This is a genomic window from Vibrio sp. 1402, assembly GCF_033340275.1.
On the sequence record NZ_JAWOWE010000001.1, the window covers coordinates 179,279 to 199,383 of the forward strand.

The window sequence follows — 20,105 nt, forward strand, 5'->3', positions numbered from 1 at the left end:
CCACTTACCCAATTTCTACACAATCTAGCAGCTCTTGTACGACTCGTTGATGATCGACCCCATCTGCCAGTGCATCGTAGGTCAAAGAAAAACGGTGGCCCAATACAGACGGAACCATGGCACGCACATCGTCAGGAGTAACGTGGTCACGTCCTTGCATCCACGCATACGCACGAGCGCATTTGTCGAGTGCGATAGAAGCACGAGGACTAGAGCCAATCTCAATCCATTTTGCTAAGTTTGAATCGGCATAACGCTCTGGCTTACGAGTCGCCATCACTAACGCAACGATGTAGTTTTCCACTAGGTCTGATACCACGATGTTTGGTAACTGACGACGCGCTTCTAGCACCACGTCTGGCTCGATGTGTTTTGGCGTAATAATTTCGCTGCTGGTTTCCGCACCCAATTCTTCACTGCGCACCAAACGAATGATGTCACGTTCTGCGTCATCTTCTGGATAATCGACGGTAACCTTCATGATAAAGCGGTCCATTTGCGCTTCTGGCAGTGGGTAGGTGCCCTCTTGCTCTACTGGGTTTTGCGTTGCAAGCACCATAAATAAGTCTGGCAATACGTGAGTTTTATCGCCTACTGTGATTGTGCCTTCGGCCATGGCTTCAAGCAGTGCCGCTTGTACTTTGGCAGGTGCACGGTTGACCTCATCAGCAAGTACAATGCTGTTAAAAATGGGCCCAGGTTGAAAGTGGAGTTGCGGCTTACCATCCAGCTCTTGATAAACCTCAGTACCCGTCACGTCAGATGGTAAAAGATCCGGCGTAAACTGGATTCGACCAAAACTGGTGTTTAACAAGTTCGCCAACGATTTTACGGAACGTGTTTTTGCCGTTCCCGGTAAACCTTCTAGCAGAATATGCCCATTTGTTAATAACCCGATGACTAAAGCTCGAACCACGTGGCTTTGTCCAATGACGCTTTTTTCTGTTTGTTCGATGAGTTCTTTTATCGCTTGTTGTGCGTGGTTCATAGGATACCTTTTCAATGGTTTAAGCCGTCTTTTCGATAGTTAAGTATAAGAACAAATGAAATAACTTAAGGTTATATTCACTATGTTATCTTTGCGGTTCTTGAGATTGGAGAAGTTGTGCAAGACCAACCAACATCGGTAACGCATAATCAAAGAACATTTTGATTCCCGAACACAAATAGTTTAGACCACTCTCACCATTCGGCGTTTTGATCAAACGGTTTTTTGGGCACTCACCCCAACAATAAGGCAAGTAAGGGCATTGCTTACAATACGTCGGCAATGAATCGCGTTTTGCCATGCCAAAAGTATATTGTCTTGTAGAGAAGGCCATTTCATTCAGTGAGTGTTCATGAATGTTGGCGAGTTTGTATTCTGGATACACATAATGGTCGCAACTGAACACGTCGCCATTGTGCTCAATCGCCAACCCTTTGCCACAAAACTCCGCCGTCACGCAAAGCTGAGACGGTTTCCCCATTACTTGCGCCACCGCGGTTTCAAACAGATTAACCAGCACACGGCCAAGATCGTTATTCACCCACTCTTCAAAGGTCGCCATTAAAAAGCGTCCCCAGTCTTCAGGATCGACTGACCAATCCGTTACAACAGACATAGGATGCCCCGGTTTAGCCAGATCACTGCCTTTGGTTGGGATCATCTGTTCGTTCCAAAACTGCGGCGCGGTTGTTTGGAAGTTGTTGGCTTCTACCACCGGCGCAAACTGAATATAAGTCACACCCAATTCTTGGGTTAAAAATCGATATACTTCGAGCGGGTATTTCGCATTGTGACGATTCACCGTGACCAACGCGTTGAATTTCACGCCATGCGCTTTGAGCTTATCTACCGCTTTCATCACGAGATCAAACGTTGGCTTACCGCTGCGGGTTTTGCGATATTTGTCGTGCAGCTCTCGTGGCCCATCAATCGACAAGCCAACTAGGAAGTTGTGTTCTTTTAAAAACGCACACCACTCATCGTTTAGCAAAATGCCGTTGGTCTGAAGGTCGTTTTCAATGCGAACGCCTTTCGGCTGATATTTCTTTTGCAAAGCTACGACATTGCGGAAATAGTCCAACCCAAGCAGCGTCGGCTCCCCGCCCTGCCATGAGAATACAATTTCTTCGCCATCCTGACTTTCGATATAGCTTTCCACGAACGCTTCCAGTGTTGCGTCGTCCATTTTTGGCTGCTTTTCTTGGTGCAGTAGATTTTCTTTATGCAGATAAAAGCAGTACTGACAATCGATGTTGCACTTTGCTCCGCCTGGCTTTGCCATCACATGGAATCGACGGTCATACGCGCCCAGAACAGGCGCTTTAGACGCCGTTTTAAGAGGAACAATAGGCATAGTAGTAGAATGGCGAGGGGAAATCTTACTCATACGTTTCTCACTATTACATATACCCAAATAACCTCGTGAGCGCTGTACAGCAAAAGTGAAGCTATTTGGGTATATAGCGCTCCAAAAAGCGCTATATAATCTTAATTTACTTAGAAGACTTAGGTACGAACGAACCTGCTTCCATACGAGGCGGGAATTCTTTGAATGTACCCATCACCTCTTTCACTGTATCCATTGCTGGCATCATTAAGAATGAACGCTCGTACATCCAACGAGAATAACCCATGCCTTGATCGCCTCGTTCAAATGGATCAATGCTCAAGTCAAAGATCAGTGGCACACGAAGTTTAGTGAACGGCTTACGCCATACATCCATACCCGTTTCATTCTCTTGAATCATAAAGTGGAACTTGTACTTTCCTTGGCGCAATGCCACAAGATCGCCGTCGTCGCTCCAGTAAACGAACTCATTTCGTGCGGATTTGTCTGACTTACCCGTTAAATATGGCAGTTGGTTGTAACCGTCTAGGTGAACTTTGTAGTCCATATCACCAACTTTTTTGCCTTTTAGTAGCTCGTCTTTAACTTTGGTATCACCTGCCGCAGCAACTAGTGTCGGGAAAAAGTCCTCTAATGACATCATGCCGTTGAATGTTTTACCTGCCTCAATTTTTCCAGGCCATTTAATCAACATTGGCACACGGAAACTCCCTTCCCAGCCAGTGTTTTTCTCTGAGCGGAACGGTGTCATCCCTGCATCCGGCCACAAATCCACCATAGGGCCGTTGTCAGTGGTGTAAACAATGATTGTATTGTCATCCACACCTAACTCTTTGATCTTGTTAAGTAGCTGACCGATTTGGTCATCGTGCTGCTTAACACCATCCGCGTAGAAACCGGCACCTGTTTTACCTTGGTATTCTTCAGGAACATGCGTGAAGTTGTGCATGCGAGTGGTGTTAAACCAAGTAAAGAACGGCTTGTCCGCTTTTACTTGTTTTTCTATGAAGCTCTCTGTGGCATCAAGAAACTCACCATCAACATTTTCCATACGCTTACGCGTTAGTGGACCGGTATCTTCGATTTTGCCATCAGCGTAAGAATGGATAACGCCACGAGGGCCAAATTTCTTCTTGAACTCCGGATCTTTAGGGTAATCCACGTTCTCTGGCTCTTCTTCTGCGTTCAAGTGGTATAGGTTGCCGAAGAATTCATCAAAACCGTGGTTGGTAGGAAGATGCTCGTCTCGGTCACCTAAATGGTTCTTACCAAATTGTCCGGTTGCGTAACCCATTTGTTTAAGCACGGTTGCAATCGTCGGATCTTTTTCCGAGATACCTTCCGGAGCGCCTGGTAAGCCCACTTTTGATAGACCTGTACGTTTTGGCATTTGACCAGTGATGAATGCAGAACGGCCTGCTGTCGAGCTTTGCTGCGCGTAGAAGTTAGTGAACTTCGCACCTTCTTTAGCAATGCTATCGATGTTTGGCGTGTTGTACGCCATCATGCCTTGGTTGTAGGTACTAAGGTTCCAGTAACCAACATCATCACCAAAGATGACAAGAATGTTGGGTTTGTCCGCTGCATGTGCAACTGCAGATGCAGCGCCCAAAGCTAACGTACATGCGTTAAGTACGAGTTTTTTACTGCTCGTTTTGGTCGCATTTTTCATATTATCTCCAAGAGTTCGCTAGTGCGTAAAAATGGTATTCGCTTTTCAATACCATTGTTGATATAAGATAAAGCACTAATTTCAGGCGATAAATGCAGTCAAAATTAGTTAACCTATAAATTAAATTTATGAGTGACGTTATGGACTTGAATTTGATCCAAACTTTTCTTGTTGTTGCGGAGTTTCAATCTTATACAAAAGCCGCGGAACAATTAGGGCTTACACAACCTGCTGTGAGCGCTGCAATAAAGCGTTTAGAGCAAGTCGTCGATAAGCAATTATTCGTTAAAAAAGGGCGAGGTATCGCACTAACCTCCACCGCTTATCAATTACTGCCGCAACTCCAGCAAGCGGTTAATATTATTGACAATGCGATATCTGATAAAAATCATTTTGAAGTGTGTTGTTCGGAAATTTTGTTGCACATTATGGACCCGATAAAGAACACTATTTTTTATGAATCACCACCCGAAAAATTCCTATTATTTGAGCTGTTAAGACAACAAAAAGTCGATCTAGTAATCGATACGGTGATCACGAAAGATGCAGCGTTTATTATTGAAGATGCCTATGAGGAAGAAGCCGTGGTTATCTGTAGTGAGAACCATCCCCGTGTACACGGCACGCTCACAAAAGAGCAATTTTATGAGGAAACTCACTGTTTATTTTCAGGAAAATGGAACAACATGTCGGGGTTCGAGCAACTAGCAAAGGAAACAATTCAAGAAAGAAAAGTCGACTTGATCACATCTTCGCTAGCGGGCATGGCGCTGTATGTCGCCCAAAGAGACAGTTTAGGGATCGTGTCTCAATCTTTTGCAAACAAGTGGAGCAAAGCGCTCAAGCTTCAAATTTTGCCCTGCCCCATTTCGATACGCTCTATCCCTTACAAGTTCGTCTACCATAAGCGAGAGGTAAACAACCCAGCCCACATCGCTCTACGTGAAAAAATCAAAGCCAACTTAACGGCAGCCCACTACGAACCAATTTGTTTATAACTCTTGTCAATTGAAGCGTTAGGCGTTTTCGTCATCAAGCTTTCTACAAACCTGAATAGATAGAATTTTACAGATAAAAAAGAGGCTCATTTTAATGAGCCTCTTTCTATATGTGATACTTCACTTAGCTTTTCCTACTTATTTGGGTTCTCTTTTAGTTTCTCCATCACTTGATCGAGCGAGAAGCTTGCTGCTTTTTGCCTTGGTGGGAACTCTTTAAACGTTTCAAGGAATCTGCCTACGTAAGCTTGCGCAGGAACAAGCATGTAAGCACGGTCTAGCATCCAATCGTAGTAAGTGTTAGAAGTGATATCAGCCACTTCGTAAGGATCCATACGCAAGTTGAAGATCTTAGGAACACGAAGTGTGGTGAATGGTTCAGCCCAAATACGCAACGTACCTTTTGCTCGTTGCTCCATAAAGACCAGCTTCCATTTGTTATAGCGAAGTGCAGTTAAGTCTCCATCATCTGAGAAGTAAAAAATTTCTTCTCGTGGGGCCTTATCCTCTTTACCAGTCAAATATGGTAGGAAGTTATAGCCGTCTAGGTGAACTTTGAATTTCTTACCATTCGCACTGTAACCTTTGAGCAATTTCTCTTTAATATTGTCATCACCCGCGGCAGCAACGAACGTTGGCATCCAGTCCATGTGATGCATGATATCATTCGAAACAGAGCCAGCTTTAATTTTACCCGGCCAACGTACCATCGCAGGAACTCGGTACGCACCTTCCCAGTTGGTATTTTTCTCTCCACGGAATGGCGTTGTACCTGCATCTGGCCACGAGTTCATGTGTGGGCCATTATCGGTGGAGTAAAAGACGATTGTGTTGTCTTTAATACCCAAATCATCCACTTTTTTCAGTAGCTGACCTACATGGTTATCATGCTCGACCATACCATCTGCATACTCGCTGATACCTGTTTTTCCAGAGTTCTCTTCTTTCACATGAGTACGGAAGTGCATACGAGTTGCGTTCCACCAGACAAAGAAAGGTTTTTCAGCCTTGACTGCACGATCCATAAAGTCGAGTGCCGCATCTAACGTCTCTTCATCCACGGTTTCCATGCGCTTGCGGGTTAGAGGTCCTGTATCCTCAATTTTGCCATCAGCGTACGAACGGATAACGCCGCGCGGACCGAACTTTTTACGAAACTCAGGATCTTTAGGATAATCGACGTTTTCTGGCTCCTCCTCGGCGTTCAAGTGATAAAGGTTGCCAAAAAATTCATCGAAGCCGTGATTAGTAGGAAGGTGCTCATCTTTATCACCTAAGTGGTTTTTACCAAATTGCCCTGTCATATAGCCCATCGGCTTCAACATTTCGGCAATGGTTGCGTCCTCTTCCTTCAAGCCAAGATCAGCACCTGGAAGCCCCACTTTACTCAAACCTGTTCTAAGAACGGTTTGGCCCGTAATGAAAGTAGAACGGCCCGCTGTACAAGATTGCTCACCGTAATAGTCAGTGAACATCATGCCTTCTTTGGCGATACTGTCTATATTTGGTGTTTTGTACCCCATCAAGCCAAACGTGTAAGCACTGAGATTGGACTGGCCAATATCATCACCCCAAATGACGAGAATATTTGGTTTCTCTGCTGCGATACTGCTACTTGTCGCACCGATTAAAGCGGCGGCAAGAATCGCTAATCGGCGTTTAACGCCATATTTCGCTGTCATATAAACCTCTGTGTGTATTAGAAAAGTGCTTCCTGCAACAGAATGTATAGTTCACAAATAGCGGATAAGCGAATTTACTAAATGAGAATTCTTTCTATCTTTGCCTAACATTACACCGTTATTTGTAGCTAATACGCACTCCAATAGCACTTTAGTTCAGAGCGCCATCGCACCATTCATCACTACTGGTAATCTCAAGTATTAAGATTGTCTACGCATATCACAGTGCTCATAAAGTACCTGATTGCTTTTACATAAATATTAATGATAATACGTTTTACTACTATTAATAATTAAGGTACCCGTGTGCTTGACTCCAAGGTTTCAAATGGAAAAACTTCCCAATGCCAACACAACGGCGTTCACCATAATGATGAGGAGCTATTACTAGATAAGCGCACTCACTCTGTGGTACTCAATTACTTGCCAAACAAGAAATCTGTTCAGTTGACAAGCATTCAATTTAAGCTGCTGCAAACTCTCACTCACCATCAAGATCAAGTACTTAGTAAGCATTTTCTTTACGAAACAGTACTAAAACGTGAATTTACTGAACATGATCGAGCACTCGATATGCACATGAGCAGAATGAGAAAGCGTCTAGTTCACGAAGGCGTTCCAACAGACAGAATTCAGACAGTCCACCGCCAGGGTTACATTTTCAAGCGCTCAAACAATCAACAGAAAAATTAACGCTAATTGACCCAACTTTTGGTAATTGACCGCTTATTTTGCTTTAATTAATGCAAATTCTAATCACGTAAAGTAACTCAATGAATTTGCGCTTAATTTTTACACTTTGCATTGCTACTTTGTTTGCCGGCTGTGCAACCTATGCTGGTCTTAACTATGACCAACTGTTTGGTCCACAGCTCGTGCGTGAACGCACAGTTGACGTGGAAACCCCTCAAGCAAACTTCTTCCAAAGCGAAGTTAAACCCATTATGGATAACCGCTGTGTCGTCTGCCACGCGTGCTACGATGCACCATGTCAGCTTAAGCTCTCTTCTGTTGAAGGCATTGACCGTGGTGCGAGTAAAGCACTGGTATATGAAGGAACAAGACTCACAGCCGCAGCACCAACACGCTTATTCGAAGATGCAGAAACAACCCAAGAGTGGCGCGATGCGGGTTTTCATCCGGTTCTCAACGAACGTGATCAAAGCATGGCAGCCAACATTGACGCAGGCCTTATCGCACGTTTGCTACAGCAAAAAGAGCGCCACCCATTGCCTGACCAAGTCCAGTTAGAAGGCTTTGACTTTTCGATAGACCGAGAGCAAACCTGTCCAACGATTGAAGAATACGAGCAATACGAAAAGGATAACCCAACCTGGGGCATGCCTTTTGGTATGCCAAATCTATCAAACAGTGAATACCACACTCTCATGACTTGGTTGGAAAACGGCGCAATAATGAACGTTCACCAACCTGTTAGTGAGAATGAGCAAGCGCAAATAGATAAGTACGAAACATTACTTAACCACTCTGATTTGAAAAATCAGCTGATGGCTAGGTATATATATGAGCATTTGTTTTTATCTCATCTCTACTTTTCGGAACTCGATGAAGATCCCCGATTCTTCACGCTCGTCCGCTCTGCGACACCACCAGGACAGCCCGTCAAACGTATTTCAACGCGTCGCCCGTACGATGATCCAGGGGTTGAACGTGTGTTTTATCGAATTATTCCAGAGCAAGGGACCATAGTAGATAAAACTCACATGCCATTCGCGTTAAACAAGCAACGCATAGAGAACTGGAAAACTTGGTTTATTGATGCTGATTACATGGTTAGTAAGCTACCGAGTTATGAACCAGAAGTTGCTGCAAACCCGATGACATCATTCATCGACCTTCCAGTGAAGTCGCGCTTTAAGTTCATGCTAGATAATGCACAAAATACAATAATGGCATACATCAAAGGCCCAGTTTGTCGTGGCCAACTGGCATTGAATGTTATCAATGATCGCTTTTGGGTGTTTTTCCTTGATCCAGATAAAGCAGACATCCCAGAAGTAAATGAGTTTTACCGATCTCAGGCTGATAACCTAAAACTACCGGCAGAACAAGAAAGTAACACGCTACCTGTTACCAACTGGGTCAAGTACGCGCGCCAGCAAGCTCGCTACCTAGAGGCTAAATCTGAGTTCACTAATAACTGGTTTAAAGAAGGTGAAAACCTATCCACCGATGTAATTTGGGACGGTAATGGCACCAACCATAATGCGGCATTAACGATATTCCGCCATTTTGATAGTGCTTCTGTTGTTCAAGGGTTAGTTGGTGAGCAGCCTAAAACAGTGTGGATTCTTGACTACGCGTTACTAGAGCGTATCCACTATTTGCTTGTTGCTGGGTTTGACGTTTACGGTAACTTCGGCCATCAGCTCATGACACGAATGTTTATGGACTTCTTGCGTCTAGAAGGCGAAAGTAACTTTATCTCGTTGTTACCCGCCGATATGCGCCATGAACTGCAATCTAGCTGGTATAAAGATCAAAGCCCGCAGTTGAGTGACTTTTTACAACGAAATGTGAAGCCGTTTAACCAACCAACCAGCGTTCAGTATAAGAGTGACGATCCAAAAACGGAGTTGGTGGAGTTGTTGAGCGAACATGTTTCAGATGTGCTTCTGCCTCGCTACGAAATTCAAGACACGGCTCTTTCTGCGAGTAGTGAAAAGCAACTAAAACGTATTGACCACGTTCGTGGTGAAGGCCTAAAAACCGTTCCGCAAATCACTATGCTTATGGTGAGAAGTCAATCAGGGGAAGATGAACTGTTCACCTTACTTCACAACAATGCACACACAAACATCTCTAGCTTGTTTGATGAAGAAAGTAACCGTGACTTTGCTAACGATGATATGACCATTGTACGCGGCGTTGTGGGAAGCTACCCTGCGGCATTTTTCTCGATCAACGAAAACCAAGTAAAAGATTTTGTCGATCAATTTAGTGCCATCCAAAACGAGTCCGATTACGTTAAGTTATTGGATAATTTTGCGATTCGTAGAAGCTCAGAAAAATTCTGGTCATTTAGCGATCGTTTACACAATTGGTACCGTACAAAACAACCGATCGAATTTGGATTACTTGACTATAATCGTTTTGAGAATCGATGATGATTTAAGGGGGTTCTCATGGGTATCCGAGATAACATTGCCGCTCTTGAACAACAGATTTACGTTGCTTGTTCTGAGGGAGACTACGAAACGGTCAATATGCTTGAGCATCAACTCGAATACTTGCGTGGCAAAGTGGAACATCCTTTTGATGATGACCCTTATGCCCTAGACACTCGATTCGAGTGGGAAGATGACATGACCGAATAGAAAAAACCTCCGGAAAGCCGGAGGTTTTTTTATTTTCAATGCTCGATGGATTACTTCGCCATTAACTCATCCAGAGCTTGAATTGATGCAGACACTTGAGAAACTAAATCATCTTTAGTCGCATTATAGGTATCTAAAGGTTGAGCCGCGGCTTCAATTGCTTGGCAAGCGTTCATTAATGCAGTTAGTCCTAAACTTCCCGCGCTGCCCTTTAATTTATGGGCAAGGTTCTTTACTTCTTTACTATCATTGTCCTCAGCAGACGCTTGCAGTTTGCTTAATACATCAGTGCTGGTGGATCTAAACAGATTAATAATGTGCAACATCTTATCTCTGCCCAAGATTTTCATATCGGACTCAATCACGCTCGGATTAATGATAACCACATCGGGTTCCTTTTTTTGGGGTGCTTGAACGACCTTTGATTGTAGCTCTTGTTCTTGAGGCGAAATTTGATCAAACGGGGTACAGTCGGCATTTTGTGGCAACAACAACGGCTTTCCGTCTAGCGCATCCTGAATCAATGCCGCGAGTGCCTCTTTTGCCAATGGCTTAGGCAAGTATCCGTCAAAACCAGCGGCTAGATAGCACTCAACTTCTTCCGCAAAAACGTGCGCAGACACTGCAATCATTGGCGTGACGGCAAGCGCTTTATTGGCCGGCTTATCACACTCAATCCGCTTTAAGCGTTGGATCAACTCAGTTCCATCACAATCAGGGAGGTTGATGTCGACTAAAGCGATATCAAAATCCTGTGTGCTGATCAGTTGCTCTGCTTGTGAGCCGTTTTCCGCCATCACGACTTGATGCCCCATGCTTTCTAGAAAGCCTTCCGCGACCACTCGGTTGACTTCATTATCTTCTACTAGCAAGACCTTTGCTTTCACTTTGCAACGTGCGGTTGCCACGGTTCCTGTTTCAACAGGTTCGCTTTCCTCTAACGGAATAGAGAACCAAAATCGGCTACCATTTCCCTCTTCGGAATCGACTTCTAAAACACCGCCCATCGCTTCAATGATTCGCTTACTGATAGCAAGTCCAAGCCCCGTGCCTCCAGTTTGGCTCATCCCACCTTCAGCTTGCGTGAAGGCATCAAACAACGTTCTCTGGTATTTTTTGGCAATTCCTATTCCAGTGTCTGATACTTCAAACAGGACTTGCGACTCATCCTCAGGGTTCAGGCTAACGTAGATATCAATTTCTCCTTCGTCAGTGAACTTAATCGCGTTACCAACAAGATTGTTCAGCACCTGACTGATTCTGGTGACATCGCCTTTCCAGTAGCGACTAACATCGCTTTCAATATGGTAGGAGAACAGCAACTTCTTCTCTTGTGCTCGACTGTTCATTAACTGGAAAGTGTCCTCCACCATTTGGTGTAAATCGAAGCCCATGTGACGAATTTCTAAATGCCCCGCTTCAATCTTGGAGTAATCCAGCACATCATTAAGGATCGCGAGCAACGTTTTACCACTACGATTAATGATTTCCGCATAACGCTTTTGAATTGGGTTGAGGCCTGAGTCAATCAGCAAGCGTGCTGTCCCCAACACTCCGTTCATTGGCGTTCTTATCTCATGGCTCATCGTCGCCAAGAAAGCCGATTTTGCTCGGCTCGCTTGCTCTGCTTGCTTGCGAGCTTTAGCGTGATTCAAAACCTCTTCATTCAAACGGCGGTTTGCTTGTTTTAACTGCGAAGTGCGCTGCTCAACGAGCTCTTCTAAATGCTCTTTATGCTCCTCAAGCTCTCGCTTGGCTTGAGCTTCACCCTCTGCTACCACTTTTAGTGCTTGCGCGGTATTACGAGCCGTGATGATGGCCAGCCCCATATGCGCCAACTCATCTTTGCCTTTCACTTCCAACTCAACCGCTAAGTTACCCTGTGCCACAGACAGCAACGCAGCGGAATATTCCGCTAACCGCTTCACAACAGAAAGGTACACCACACGCCATAAAATCAGCACCAATACAATCAAACCAACAATTGAAATAACGGTTAAAGACCACTGAGCGAATTTCAGTGTGCTGGTCAATTGGTCTACAGCGACGGTAGTGGTTTTGTTTGAATCATCAACCAATTTGTTGACCGTGCCATTCAGCTCTGAGAACAACTCTAATGTCTTTTGCATCAGTTGTTGTGACTGTTCGTTATTCTCGTATTGCTGCATCAGTATAGAAAATACGACCTGACGCTTACCAAGCTCTATGAGCAGTTGGCTCATTTGCTTAGAGCGCGTAGGATCTTCCACAGCGAGTACACGGCGTTGCATGATTTTGAGGTTGCTATCGAAATCACTTTGAACCTGTTGAATTCGCTCAATATTCGTTAATGTCCGAGCCTCTTCAATCTGATTCAACATTTTAAAGGCCAACAAGTGCAGTTCATGCAATCGCTCAGTCAGATCAAGATCGACCTCCACCAGTGCATCTAGCGCCTGATAAACTTGCGATTTTTTATTCGATTCTAATAAGTCATAAATATGCGTGACGTTAGCAACAGCAATGGTGCTTGTATTCTGAACTTGCGTACGAGTTAGTTGTTCTAGCTCTTCACTGAGCAGACGCATTTCTTCAACACGAGTATCTATCTCTTTTGCAAGCCACAGCTTTTTTTCAACCGAAACACCGAGTTCTGCCAAATTGTCGATAACGTTCTGGACGTTATTCTCTAAAGCTTCTAACAATTGAGAATCGAACGACTCACTCCCGAGCTCCTTGATGTGAGTGAGTAAAGACTCGAGCTGTTCGAACAGCACTCGCCCTGACTCCTTTCTTTCCTGCTCGTTTCTTGCGTTCGACAACATTTGTACAGACGAAATAATACGAGTACTCAACTCAGAGACTTGCCTCGCCTCAATCATGGCGGGAATCGCAGAATCCACGACATTTCTTTCGGTTTTGGCAACCAAAGAAAATCCAGACACACCAATAAGTGCCGATAACATGACCAGTATTGCCATCGCAATGAAAGACAACAAAAGTTTACGACCGATGCTTGCAGTTGCTAGCAGCATATTTTCATGACCTTAATGTTCGTGTTCAGCGACATATTACGTTATATTTTGCAGTGTTTACTTAATCTATGCCAACGAACTTCATTTCATGGTTAAAAATCAACACGCATTTCGCACATTTTTCAAACATTCTGCAGCCACTTTAACCCTCGTTGCTTCTTTGCCAGCGGTTGCCGCAGAGAAAATATGTGCAATATACCCTCACCTAAAGGATTCATACTGGTTGTCAGTAAACTATGGAATGGTGTCCGAAGCGAAAAGAGAAGGTGTCGAGCTACGAGTTCTTGAAGCGGGCGGCTACCCAAACAAAACCCGTCAAGAACAACAACTCGCACTGTGTAACCAATGGGGAGCAGATGCAGTTATCCTTGGGACCGTGGACCCACAGGCTTACGAGCATTCACTTAAAAATTGGGTAGGGAATACTCCCGTTTTTGCTACTGTGAACCAACTCGACTTGGATGAAGAACAAAGTGAGTTGCTAAAAGGGACTGTCGGTGTTGACTGGCATTGGATGGGATACGAAGCGGGTCAATATTTGGCAGCTCGTCATCCAAAGGGGTCAGGAAAGACCAACATTGCCTTACTTTTGGGGCCGCGAACTCGTGGTGGTACGAAACCCGTTACTGCCGGATTTTATGAAGCGATACAAGGAAGTGATATCAACATTGTTGACTCATTTTGGGCAGACAACGACAAGGAGTTACAACGTAACCTAGTTCAACGTGTGATCGATATGGGAAATATAGATTACATTGTTGGCAGTGCAGTGGCGATTGAAGCGGCCATCAGTGAGCTGCGCAGTGCCGGCAAAGCTGAGGAGATCGGTTTAGTTTCTGTGTACTTAAGTCATGGTGTATATCGAGGCCTGTTACGTAACAAAGTGCTCTTCGCACCAACAGATAAAATGGTGCAGCAAGGTCGGCTTTCCGTGATGCAAGCAACGCATTACTTAAGGGGTGAAGCTTATGACAAACATGCCTCACCAACCATCAAACCACTGACTCCGAAGACGCTTCATGACGACACGATCGAAGAATCGTTATCTCCGTCAGAATATAGGCCGACATTCCGTGTTAAGGCTGTTGATTGAAAGACCAAAAACGTGTTCTATTGAGTCACAACAATTTTAAAATCATATAAACGGAAACATCTTGATGCAAAAAACCATTCGTACCATGCCAACCCATAAACATGTGGCTTTGGTCGCTCACGACAACTGCAAACCTGAGCTACTTCGCTGGGTAAAAGAAAACAAAGAAAAGCTACAGAGTCACTTCCTTTACGCAACTGGCACGACAGGACACATGCTGAGTAAAGAAACTGGACTTGCGATCAAGAGCATGATCAGTGGTCCGATGGGCGGTGATCAACAACTAGGCGCTCTCATTTCAGAAGGCAAAATCGACGTTCTCGTTTTCTTTTGGGATCCACTGAATGCCGTACCTCACGACCCAGATGTTAAAGCGCTTCTTCGTATTGCTAGTGTTTGGAATATTCCTGTAGCAACGAACCGAGCCACCGCTAAGTTCCTGTTTAACTCCCCTCTTCTTGAGCAAGAAGTAGACATCGAAGTTCCGGATTACGAAGCCTATCTTGCTGAGCGCATGTAAGCTTTGATGCCAACCAAATAAAGCAAAGGCGATACCAAGTATCGCCTTTGCTGTTTTTAACATTCTAAACGTTGCATTTAACGGGAAGTCACGATGGGATAATCACCATTAACGAGCTCTTGAACGAATGCAGATCCCGCGCCAGTATGCGTGATCCAAACCTTCTCTTTCGCACGTGTAATCGCCACGTAAAATAGCCTGCGCTCTTCTGCGTAAGGGAATTTGTCTTTGGATTCCGTCAACGCACCATCAATGTGAATTTGCTTCTTCTTAGCGGGGAATTGCCCCTCATCCACAGAAAGAATAATCACAAAGTCAGCTTCGCGTCCTTTACTCGCATGGCAAGTCATAAAGCGAATATCGAGATTAGGGAAACGTCGCAACCAATCGTCGAACAAATCGGGCTTATGATAATGGTTACGTCCTAGCAATAAAACTGACTTGGTTTGCTTGGCTTGTTGATTCAAGTGATCCAAGATCTTTTCCACTTGATTGCTCGGCGCGGTATGTACGCTCTTCTGCTTGCGTTGTTTGTGGCTGTTTAGTGTTTTCGGCAACTGCGATGGGTTTTGCTGCACGAATGTATTCGCTACATCACCAATCTGATTGTTGAAACGATAAGTTGTATCTAAGTGATGAACGGTAGAGTGAGCAAAGCGTTCTTTAAAGCCAGTGATAAGATCGACATCCGCTCCTGCAAACTGATAGATCGCTTGCCAATCGTCGCCAACAGCAAATAACGTGGCACCTGCTTGTTTCTGAGTGGATTCACACAGTGCTTCAATCAATGCCAGACGATCTGGAGAGATATCTTGATACTCATCGACCATAATAAAGCGCCATGGCGAGACAAACTTCCCTTTATTCACATAATCTGTCGCACGACTGATCATGGTTGGGAAATCCACTTGGTTGCTTTCTTTAAGCATTTTCTGCCACGCTGTAAAACATGGCCAGCATAAGGCGAGTTCACTATTTAAACGCGTATAGTCTTGGTGGTTTACGAGCTTTTCTTGTACTTGCTTTTTGGTCAACCCTACCGCCGCTAAATGAGACAGCTGCGAATCTAGCCAAGCGATCAGTTTTGGATTTTCTGAATGGCTTCCTAACTCATCATCCCCTTTTAGGTACGCAATCGGCCATTTGTCTAAATGTTTTTGCCAACGTTTAAAGTTGGTGGGTGTCATCCAATGTTTTTTCAACCAGTCTACACACCATGCCGTTCGTTGATTTTCGTCCAACGCTAAAGGGCTAATTTCGACAGGTTGCTGTTCGACTTGTTTAAGAATATACAAGCCCAACTGATGGAATGTGTTGACGCGCACACCGTCTGCCGCCATGCCCACTTTATCTACTAAGCGTTCTTTCATTTCAGTCGCCGCATCACGACCGAACGCTAACATGAGAAGCTCTTCTGCTTGAGCCTGATGGCTTTGCAACAAATAGGCAACTCGTGCGGTTAAAACGCTGGTTTTGCCCGAGCCGGCACCAGCAAGAACTAAGTTGTGGTCGTCGTTGAGTAATACCGCATATTGCTGGGATAAATTCAAAGGAGAGGATTCAATTTGATTAAACAGCACTTCCCAATTTGGACGTTCTGCTTCTAGCCAATCGCGATTACGCTCACCAAGCGCCTCAGAGGTATCAATGAGCCAAGGCTCTATTTGCGACATACGATTCGGCATTCGCATTTTGGCTTCTTCTAGGGTGGTTTTCATCTCGCTTAACTCTTGGTTAAGGCTTTCAACCCAGGAGACCACTTGAGAATGCGATAAGTAAGCAGGCAAGTGCTTTAGTTTGTAAAGCTCTTCTTCCCACTTAGGTAGATACTCAGCCAGTTTTCGGCACTGAGTGTTGTGCCACTCTTGATATTGACGAACGGCCTCAAGCGCGAACTTTCGGCATTGTGGCCACGGTAAACCTTGGACTAGCCAGCTTTGTTGTTTGCCTTCGTGTTCATGAGCAAAAAACTGTAAAGAGCTCCATAATAACCCACGCTTTACGCTAACTTTGCCATTCCAGATCGTAAAAGGAATATGTTCTTCACTGCCTATCGAGCTTAATAAAACACTGTTCTCTTTTATTTCGACGTGATGGTACTCATTTTGAATAAAAAACTGTGCTTTGCTAGTGGCAGTGAGCTGCATGAAACGTGCGCCTTTTAATTTAGAAGTTGTCGATTTATATCATTTTAAGGCGCCAAATTGTAGCAATGGCGAGCACCTAAGTAAGCTTCTTCTTCTATTCTTTAATAAAATTCACATTACTGTCGATTTAATAACCTAAAGCTGAGGTTATTTGAAGCTGGCTTTACAATCCTCAATACATGACCTGGCAGTTTTAATATAAGTCGATGACATCCCTGCTGATTTTATCAACAACCACGAATTTTTCTTAAAGTAAATCATAAACGCGCTATAGTGGGTCTGGTAGTATTCCCCCTGTTCTTCATCGGAAACATAAGGCGCATTGTGCAAGCAACTTCTAAATTTCGGCTATATTGGGCAAACAAGACGATAAATTACAGCGTTCTTATCCTTATTACCTTACTGGGTGTGGTTATCCCAACTTGGTACTTCGAGCAAAACACGCTGATAACGCCATTAATATTAGGTGTTATTGCTGCTGCTTTGGCTGAAAGTGATGACAGTTTCACTGGACGCATCAAGGCTCTGACTCTCACCTTTCTCTGTTTTGCGCTTGCTGCTTTTTCAATTGAAATCTTGTTCGATACCCCTTGGGCTTTTGCGTTGGGATTATTTATCTCAACCTTCGGCTTCATCATTCTTGGAGCGATAGGTCCTAAGTACGCGAGTATTGCTTTTGGTTCGTTGCTGATCGCTATTTATACTATGCTTGGCGCACATGAAAGCACCAACATTTGGTTTCAGCCACTACTGCTTTTAACTGGTGCCGCCTGGTATTACTTCATGTCCATGATTTGGCAGATATTTTGGCCTCTTCAACCGGTGCAACAAAGCTTAGCCAATGTGTTCTTCCAAATGGCGAATTATCTTGATGCGAAAGCCAAGCTTTTTCACCCTGTGACCAACTTGACGCCACAACCGCTGCGGATTGAAGCTGCAAAATGCAATGCTGCCACGGTTACGGCACTAAACGCTTGTAAAACCACATTACTTAACCGATCGAAACGGGGTCACATTGATGGGCCTAGTGACCGATTTTTAAATATTTATTTCATCGCTCAAGACATTCACGAACGCGTCAGTTCTAGCCATTATCGCTATCAGGATTTAGCGACCGAATTTGAACGTTCTGATGTGCTGTTTCGTTTTAAATATCTTTTGGAGTCTCAAGCCCAAGCGTGTCGTGATATTGCACTAGCCATTCAGCTAGGAAATGAATACTCCCATACCGATCAATCTATTCTGGCATTAGCTGAAGTACAAAACTCTCTTGCTTATCTAGAAGAACAAAAGCAAGGGCACTGGAAACGTCTGCTGATGCAGTTAACATATTTATTCAATAACTTAGCGACGGTAGAAAAACAACTTAATAACATTAACAACCCAGATGTTGAAGGCCTCGAAGAAGATACCCTCGCCGATACCAACCCACACACGCTAAAAGCGATGTGGCAGCGTATATCAGCAAATTTACACAAAGATTCGATGCTGTTTCGGCATGCATTACGTATGTCAATTGCCTTAACGATTGGCTATGGAATCATTCAAATATTCAACATCGACCGAGGTTACTGGATACTCTTAACCACTTTATTCGTATGCCAACCGAACTACAGTGCCACTCGCCAAAAATTGACGGCAAGAGTAATAGGTACATTAGCTGGTTTGTTGATTGGTGTACCATTGCTGACTTTTTTCCCTTCTCAAGAAAGCCAGTTAGTATTTATCGTTATCTCTGGTGTGATGTTTTTCGCCTTCCGGATGAACAACTATGGGTACGCGACTGGTTTTATTACACTGCTCGTCCTCTTCTTATTTAATCAACTAGGTGAAGGTTACGCAGTTGTCCTTCCTCGACTAGCAGATACCCTCATCGGGTGTGTGCTTGCAGTAGGAGCAGTATTAGTTATTTTGCCCGACTGGCAGTCGAGAAGGCTTCACAAAGTTATGTCGGATGCGATAGAGGCGAACAAGCAGTATCTCGATCAGATCATTGGTCAGTATAGAATCGGCAAGAAAGACAATTTGAGCTACCGTATCGCTCGCCGCCAGGCCCATAATAATGATGCCTCACTCTCTTCTGCGATTAGTACGATGCTGGCGGAGCCTGGCAAATATCGCGCAGCTGTTGATGAAAGTTTTCGCTTCCTAACGTTAAATCACGCAATGTTGAACTATATTTCTGCATTAGGCGCGCACAGAACTCGCATCGAAGATGAGTCAATTCATAAACTCGTTTTAGATGCTCACCGTTGTATTCATCAGCATCTGGATGTACTTCATAAACAGCTTCACCAGCATTGTGAGGAGTGTGACCTATCTAATATTGATGATGCTGGACTCGAGCAACGCTTAAACGAATGGCGCGATGAAGACGACAGCTCTGCCCGCATGGTATTGCAGCAACTTCATCTTATCTATCGCATGCTCCCAGAGCTTCATTCACTTGCTAGTAAGTTTGCCGTCAGGGTAAGTTAGTAACATTCAAACCATATGTAAGAGGGAAGCGCTATATCGCTTCCCTTTTTCTTTTTACGCTTCCATCTACCCCAAAGTGGGTAATTATGTACCTTCTTAGGAAAAATCTGACGTATCACTTAACACACCTTGACAATATTCGGACAAAAAGCAATCGATCAAATTCTAATCTATTTTGGTTGAATAAATATGTTGTATCCAAAGGATGAAGAATTTCGGGCAACGACGGATAAACCGAATCACGACGAAGGTATTGAGATGAACGCACAACAATTTAATGAACTTAAACAAAAGCTCAGTGATTTAACGGCAAGTCAGTTAAAGTCATTACAAGGTGAGATCAGCGTGAAACTAAATAAAGCGCAAAAACCGGTTCTATCTGGTGAAGAAAGAGAAATGCTTGCCAAACTGTTTGCCTAATCAAGTCATTGATATAAAACACTTGAACGTTTTATAAACTCCACCTATGCTCTCACTATCATAATGTTGGGAGTAGTGATATGCCTGTATCAGGAATTCAATCTGGACACCACATCGTTCAGATGTCACAACAAATGGCCGAGAAAGCTGCACATGGCATTTACAATAATGTAAGTAAGGTAAAAGAAGAGCTTTCTGATCACAACATCGATTTAGCTGCGGTTGCGGATGTCGCAATAACAGCCTCAACACCTAGCCTTCCCTCTCAAAAAGTTGAATCTCTCATCAACCTAGCACAAGCCGCTGGTTATAACCGAGTTGGCGCGTCTGTCATAGAGAAAAACAATGAAATCATTGGCAGCTTGCTAGACATCCACGTTTAGGCGATTTAACGTCAAATTATCGCT

At 44.1% G+C, this 20,105-nt stretch carries 15 protein-coding genes; 9 read left to right on the forward strand and 6 right to left on the reverse strand.

The window, feature by feature from the left end:
- Nucleotides 1-4: 4 nt before the first annotated feature.
- From R7044_RS00805 to R7044_RS00815, 3 genes are all read right to left on the reverse strand, one after another.
- On the reverse strand, nucleotides 5-988 hold the full coding sequence (locus R7044_RS00805) for an AAA family ATPase (protein WP_005376549.1): 984 nt from the start codon (nucleotides 986-988) through the stop codon (nucleotides 5-7).
- Between the two features lie 85 nt (nucleotides 989-1,073).
- A complete protein-coding gene (locus R7044_RS00810; RefSeq protein WP_225455288.1) occupies nucleotides 1,074-2,375 on the reverse strand; it encodes an anaerobic sulfatase maturase in 1,302 nt (433 codons plus the stop codon).
- Nucleotides 2,376-2,481: 106 nt separating this feature from the next.
- Nucleotides 2,482-4,008: an arylsulfatase gene (locus R7044_RS00815; RefSeq protein WP_225455289.1), complete on the reverse strand. Its 1,527-nt coding sequence runs from the start codon at nucleotides 4,006-4,008 to the stop codon at nucleotides 2,482-2,484.
- Between the two features lie 140 nt (nucleotides 4,009-4,148).
- On the opposite strand from R7044_RS00815, the gene R7044_RS00820 reads away from it, so the two are divergent.
- Nucleotides 4,149-5,006: a LysR family transcriptional regulator gene (locus R7044_RS00820; protein ID WP_200877253.1), complete on the forward strand. Its 858-nt coding sequence runs from the start codon at nucleotides 4,149-4,151 to the stop codon at nucleotides 5,004-5,006.
- Nucleotides 5,007-5,140: 134 nt separating this feature from the next.
- Here the strand turns inward: R7044_RS00820 and R7044_RS00825 are convergent, their stop codons facing one another.
- Nucleotides 5,141-6,688, reverse strand: coding sequence for an arylsulfatase (locus R7044_RS00825; protein ID WP_005376560.1), 1,548 nt, complete (start codon nucleotides 6,686-6,688; stop codon nucleotides 5,141-5,143).
- A 306-nt stretch (nucleotides 6,689-6,994) separates the two neighbouring features.
- Between R7044_RS00825 and R7044_RS00830 the strand changes: the two genes are divergently transcribed.
- The 3 genes from R7044_RS00830 to R7044_RS00840 all read left to right on the forward strand — a co-directional run bounded on the left by R7044_RS00830 (nucleotide 6,995) and on the right by R7044_RS00840 (nucleotide 10,026).
- Nucleotides 6,995-7,381, forward strand: coding sequence for a winged helix-turn-helix domain-containing protein (locus tag R7044_RS00830; RefSeq protein ID WP_025767860.1), 387 nt, complete (start codon nucleotides 6,995-6,997; stop codon nucleotides 7,379-7,381).
- 80 nt (nucleotides 7,382-7,461) lie between these two features.
- A complete protein-coding gene (locus R7044_RS00835) occupies nucleotides 7,462-9,816 on the forward strand; it encodes a fatty acid cis/trans isomerase (protein WP_205391198.1) in 2,355 nt (784 codons plus the stop codon).
- An 18-nt stretch (nucleotides 9,817-9,834) separates the two neighbouring features.
- Nucleotides 9,835-10,026, forward strand: a complete 192-nt coding sequence (locus R7044_RS00840) for a hypothetical protein (protein WP_005376565.1) — start codon at nucleotides 9,835-9,837, stop codon at nucleotides 10,024-10,026.
- A gap of 50 nt (nucleotides 10,027-10,076) precedes the next feature.
- On the opposite strand, the gene torS is transcribed toward R7044_RS00840, so the two are convergent.
- The gene (torS, locus tag R7044_RS00845; protein ID WP_205391199.1) at nucleotides 10,077-13,040 is read right to left on the reverse strand and encodes a TMAO reductase system sensor histidine kinase/response regulator TorS; all 2,964 of its coding nucleotides are present in this window, start codon (nucleotides 13,038-13,040) and stop codon (nucleotides 10,077-10,079) included.
- A gap of 43 nt (nucleotides 13,041-13,083) precedes the next feature.
- Between torS and torT the strand changes: the two genes are divergently transcribed.
- Together torT and R7044_RS00855 are read left to right on the forward strand one after the other, a co-directional pair.
- On the forward strand, nucleotides 13,084-14,133 hold the full coding sequence (torT, locus tag R7044_RS00850; RefSeq protein WP_080960073.1) for a TMAO reductase system periplasmic protein TorT: 1,050 nt from the start codon (nucleotides 13,084-13,086) through the stop codon (nucleotides 14,131-14,133).
- 64 nt (nucleotides 14,134-14,197) lie between these two features.
- A complete protein-coding gene (locus R7044_RS00855) occupies nucleotides 14,198-14,653 on the forward strand; it encodes a methylglyoxal synthase (RefSeq protein WP_005376571.1) in 456 nt (151 codons plus the stop codon).
- Between the two features lie 77 nt (nucleotides 14,654-14,730).
- On the opposite strand, the gene helD is transcribed toward R7044_RS00855, so the two are convergent.
- Nucleotides 14,731-16,800, reverse strand: a complete 2,070-nt coding sequence (gene helD, locus R7044_RS00860; RefSeq protein WP_005376572.1) for a DNA helicase IV — start codon at nucleotides 16,798-16,800, stop codon at nucleotides 14,731-14,733.
- 324 nt (nucleotides 16,801-17,124) lie between these two features.
- Here helD and yccS point away from each other — a divergent pair, with 324 nt between their 5' ends.
- From yccS to R7044_RS00875, 3 genes are all read left to right on the forward strand, one after another.
- A complete protein-coding gene (yccS, locus tag R7044_RS00865) occupies nucleotides 17,125-19,278 on the forward strand; it encodes a YccS family putative transporter (protein WP_033906473.1) in 2,154 nt (717 codons plus the stop codon).
- A 189-nt stretch (nucleotides 19,279-19,467) separates the two neighbouring features.
- Nucleotides 19,468-19,698, forward strand: a complete 231-nt coding sequence (locus R7044_RS00870) for a hypothetical protein (protein ID WP_005376575.1) — start codon at nucleotides 19,468-19,470, stop codon at nucleotides 19,696-19,698.
- 80 nt (nucleotides 19,699-19,778) lie between these two features.
- Nucleotides 19,779-20,081 carry a hypothetical protein gene (locus R7044_RS00875; protein ID WP_017635368.1) on the forward strand — a complete coding sequence of 101 codons (303 nt, stop codon included), beginning with the start codon at nucleotides 19,779-19,781 and terminating at the stop codon, nucleotides 20,079-20,081.
- The last annotated feature ends 24 nt before the right edge of the window (nucleotides 20,082-20,105 follow it).